The organism is Bradyrhizobium manausense, from assembly GCF_001440035.1.
GTDB classification, from domain to species: Bacteria; Pseudomonadota; Alphaproteobacteria; order Rhizobiales; family Xanthobacteraceae; genus Bradyrhizobium; species Bradyrhizobium manausense.
Genome location: NZ_LJYG01000008.1, coordinates 1 through 3138, shown reverse-complemented (window position 1 = coordinate 3138; position 3138 = coordinate 1). Strand labels below are relative to the sequence as shown.

Here is a 3138-nt window from a genome sequence, read left to right as displayed (position 1 = left end):
TGCCGGTCAGTGGCGATACCTTGCTCCGAATGATTCACTCGGCTCCCTTGCCGGATTTCGTTGCCCCGACCGTTGTCGGCATCGACGATTGGGCTTGGCGTCGTGGCCAGCGATATGGAACGATCATCTGCGATCTGGAGCGCAATTGCGTGCTTGACCTACTTCCCGATCGTAACGCCGACAGTGTTGCGCGCTGGCTGAAGCGCTGGCCCGGAATCAAGGTCGTCGCCCGCGATCGTGCGGGACTTTATGCTGATGGCACACGCTGCGGCGCGCCCGACGCGGTGCAGGTGGCGGACCGCTGGCACCTGCTCAACAGTTTGGGGGACGCCCTGCGCCACGCGGTCGGCCGCCATCGTCACAACGTAGCCGCCGCCGTACAAATCATGGCGTCCGCGCAAAGACCGAAGACCGGCAGTTCCACGGCGCCGCCCGGCCTTGCACAGTTGCGGGCGGATCGAAAGGCTGCGCGACGCGAACGCTGGGATGAAATCTGTCGCCTACGCGAGCAAGGTTGCCCGACATCCAGGATCGCCCACCTGCTCGGTGTCGACAGACGCACTGTACAGCGCTGGCTAGCCGCTGGCGGCGAACCGGAGCATTCGCGTCCTTACAGACCTTCACATCTTATCGGTCCCTTCGAGGCGTGGCTCGAAGCGCGGTGGGCCTCCGGCTGCCAGGTGGGCCAGCAGCTTTGGCGAGAGCTTCAGCAACAGGGGTATACTGGAAGTCGGGTGACCGTCGCGCGATGGGCCGCGGACAGGCGTGCACGTGCGGACGCGGGAGGAACAGTACAACCACACCTGACCTGGAAAGCTCCCACGCGTCGTCGCTGTGCTTGGTACTTGAGCCAGGATCCGGATCAGATCGATGCTGAAGCCAGGCTGTTCCTCGGCCATCTGTTTGCGCAAGCTCCGGAACTCGCCACGGCGGCCGATCTAGCGAAGCGGTTTGTGTCCCTTCTCAGTGGTAGCGACATCGCCGAGCTCGATGAATGGATCACGCAAGCAGCCAACAGCGAGCTCAAGAGCTTCGCCAACGGCATCGCGCGCGACATCGATGCGGTCCGAGCGGCAATAACTACCTCCTGGACAACCAGTCCGGTCGAAGGCCAGATCAGCAGGATCAAAGCCATCAAACGACAAATGTATGGCCGGGCAAGCTACCCGCTATTACGTCGACGCGTCCTTCTGGCTGCCTGAGAACAACCCACACCCTATCCAACCCCAGTCGCTCAAGCTGCACCAAATATGCGGAAGAACCCAATCAGGGTGACAGTGCTTCCATCCTGTTTGCCGCGCGGCAAGCGGCTTCGTTGTGTGCCGGGCATGTTCAATAGCTCGGAAGTGAAAGTCTTATACCAAACCTGATCGAGGTGAAGGGATAGAGAAACGCAAGGGCTGCCGCCGCGAGGCGGGGTCTGAAGGAAGCGTGGATCAAGGGTGAGGGCCTCGATAAGCCGGTTCCTGACCAACCAGCTCCGCTTGAAAGTCAACGAGGCCAAAAGCGCGGTGGCGCGAGGAACGTAAATTTTTCGGATTCAGCATTGCGAATGACGGGAGCGAGCGGCGCATTGCGCCGAAAGCCCTCGACAAATTCAAAGACCGAATCCGGGAAATCACATGCCGGAGGCGAGGGATCAATTTGCAGCAGATGATCGCAGACCTCACGCCATACCTCGTAAGCGCGTAGCTCACCTTCCAATTACCCACAATTTGCGGTCGATTTAGACGACGTGTCCGCGGCGAAAACTTGAATCGGCAGAATCTCTTGTGATTCGTTGTCGAGCACCTGATTCGAATTTGATGGTGCTTGGTGGGCTTGGTACTAAAGGATCTTGCGGAAGCGCGTGCTCAGCGATTGACGACCGGCATCGAGACGTGGGTTGATCGGGAAGTTGCGGGATGCGAGTTTAAGGATGAGCGGCTCGGCCGCCGATTTTGCAAGTTGCTCGGGCTGATCGGGAGCGACATGGGTCAGAGCATCCCGCTGGTTTGTCAGGACTGGGCGAACACGAAGGCCGCGTATCGCTTCTTCTCCAACGAACGGGTCAACGAGGCGGATATTCTTGGCGGCCACTTTGAGGCGACGCACGGGCGCGCGACGACAACGGAGGGGCCGATCCTTGTCCTCCATGACACGACGGAATTCAGCTTCAAGCGAGAGAAGCCGGATCTGATTGGCTTTACAGGTAAGACGGCAGGGCGCACGCAGTGCGGCATCCTGATGCATTCGAGCCTCGCCGTGACGACCGAGGGGCTTCCGCTCGGACTGGCGGCAATCAAGTTCTGGACACGCAAGAAGTTCAAGGGGACGACGGCCCTGAAGCGAAAGATCAATCCGACACGGGTTCCGATCGAGCAGAAGGAGAGCATCCGCTGGCTGGAGAATTTACGACAATCGACCGACCTTCTCGCTGCCCCTGGACAATGCGTTCATATCGGCGATCGCGAGAGCGACATCTATGAGCTGTTCTGTCTGGCCGAAGAGGTTGGAACGCATTTCCTGGTGCGAACCTGCGTTGATCGACTCGCCGGGGACGGCAATCATACAATTGCCGACGAAATGGACGAGGTCGCGGTCAAAGGTCTGCACCGGGTGGCTGTCAAGGATGACAAAGGTGATCCGGATGAAGCGCTTCTTGAAATTCGATTCCGCAAGCTTCGAATTCTGCCGCCGATCGGCAAGCAGAAGAAATATCCTGCACTCACTCTGACCGTGATCCATGCTCAAGAGCGCGGAACGCCGAAGCGGCGAAAGAAAATCGAGTGGAAGCTTCTCACCGATCTCCCGGTCCAATCGCGCAAGGACGCCATCGAGAAGCTCGAGTGGTACGCGCTGCGGTGGAAGATCGAAGTCTTCCATAAGATCCTCAAATCGGGCTGCAAGGCGGAGGAGTCGAAATTGCGAACCGCTGAGCGATTGGTCAATCTGATCGCGGTCTTCTGCATTGTGAGCTGGCGCGTCTTCTGGATGACGATGCTCAATCGCTCCACGCCGAATGCGCCGCCGCAAACGGCGCTGACGGAAACCGAAATCAAGCTTCTCGATCATTTGGTGAAAGATCGGGGTGCCAACCGCTCTCAACGAACCACGATCTCCCACTACGTCGTCAAGATCGCGCGGCTCGGAGGATAC

General features: G+C 59.1%; 2 protein-coding genes. Both read left to right on the top strand.

Annotated elements, in window-relative coordinates; genetic code table 11:
* A partial coding sequence (locus AOQ71_RS42245) for an ISL3 family transposase (RefSeq protein WP_057740878.1) occupies nucleotides 1–1202 on the top strand: 1202 nt, incomplete at its 5' end.
* A gap of 613 nt (nucleotides 1203–1815) precedes the next feature.
* Nucleotides 1816–3138: IS4 family transposase (locus tag AOQ71_RS44635; protein WP_057740974.1), on the top strand; the 1323-nt coding region annotated here is incomplete at its 3' end.